The sequence below is a fragment of the Citrobacter sp. U14242 genome (assembly GCF_046555775.1).
Lineage (GTDB): Bacteria > Pseudomonadota > Gammaproteobacteria > Enterobacterales > Enterobacteriaceae > Citrobacter.
This window is the reverse complement of sequence record NZ_JBKGLW010000034.1, coordinates 1-1,062: the sequence shown is the minus strand read 5'-3', so window position 1 is coordinate 1,062 and position 1,062 is coordinate 1. Positions and strand designations below refer to the sequence as shown.

The window sequence follows — 1,062 nt, the reverse complement described above, 5'->3', positions numbered from 1 at the left end:
TCGGGGAAGTCTGCAGAAAGATGGGTATTTCTGAGGCCACCTTTTACAACTGGAAGAAAAAATTTGCCGGTCTGGGCGTGACGGAACTGCGACGTCTGCGGCAGCTGGAAGATGAAAACCAGCGGCTGAAGAAACTGGTGGCCGACCTGAGTCTGGACAAGGAGATGCTGCAGGAGGTGCTGAAGCAAAAGTTCTGAGGCCGGCTCAGAAGCGCCAGGCGGTGCATTTCCTGCAGGCAGCATACCGTATCAGCGTCCGCCGGGGATGCGGGTTGCTGATGCAGAGCAGGACTGTCTACCACTGGCAGAGCCGGCGTGACGATCGGGCGATAACCCTGCGTATCCGGGAGATAGCGGAAACCCGGATACGGTATGGCTGTCCGCGTATTCATATCCAGCTGCGGAGGGAAGGCTGGCTTGTTAACCATAAGAAAACACGCCGAATTTACTGCCTGGAAGGCCTCAACCTGCGCAGAAAGCGCCCCCGCAGACATGTCAGTGCCGCACATCGCCAGCAACGTCCGGTCCTGACCCATATCGATCAGTGCTGGAGTATGGATTTCGTGTCGGATAATCTGTTTAACGGACGGCGTTTCCGGGCGCTGACTGTAGTCGATAATTTTAGTCGGGAGTGTCTGGCGATCCATGCCGGAAAGTCGCTGAAAGGCGAGGATGTGGTCGGTGTGATGGAAGGGTTGCGGGTGCTGGGTAAGCGCCTGCCGGTACGTATTCAGACAGATAACGGCAGCGAGTTTATCTCAAAAAGTCTGGATAAATGGGCGTATGAACACGGAGTGACCATCGACTTCTCGCGCCCCGGAAAGCCAACAGATAACCCGTTTATTGAATCATTTAACGGCAGCCTGCGAGATGAGTGTCTGAACATTCACTGGTTCCTGTCACTGGAAGATGCGCAGGACAAACTCGACAGCTGGCGCCGGGAATACAATCATGAGAGGACGCATTCATCATTAAATGACATGACTCCGGCTGAATTCATCCGAAGTCTCCGGAAAGGCGAAGATCTCTGATTTAGCACTGCACTGATTTTGGGCCAGGGTCA

The 1,062-nt window shown here is 54.4% G+C and carries 1 protein-coding gene; it reads left to right on the top strand.

Annotation, left to right across the window (positions count from 1 at the left end):
- Positions 1-1,030, top strand: a protein-coding gene (locus ACLJXE_RS24300) for an IS3 family transposase (protein WP_410752238.1) whose coding sequence is annotated in 2 segments (ribosomal slippage) — positions 1-186 and positions 186-1,030 — 1,031 coding nt annotated over the 2 segments. Because the reading frame shifts where the segments join, the coding sequence is not laid out codon by codon here. This gene is flagged as partial in the annotation.
- Positions 1,031-1,062 lie beyond the last annotated feature (32 nt).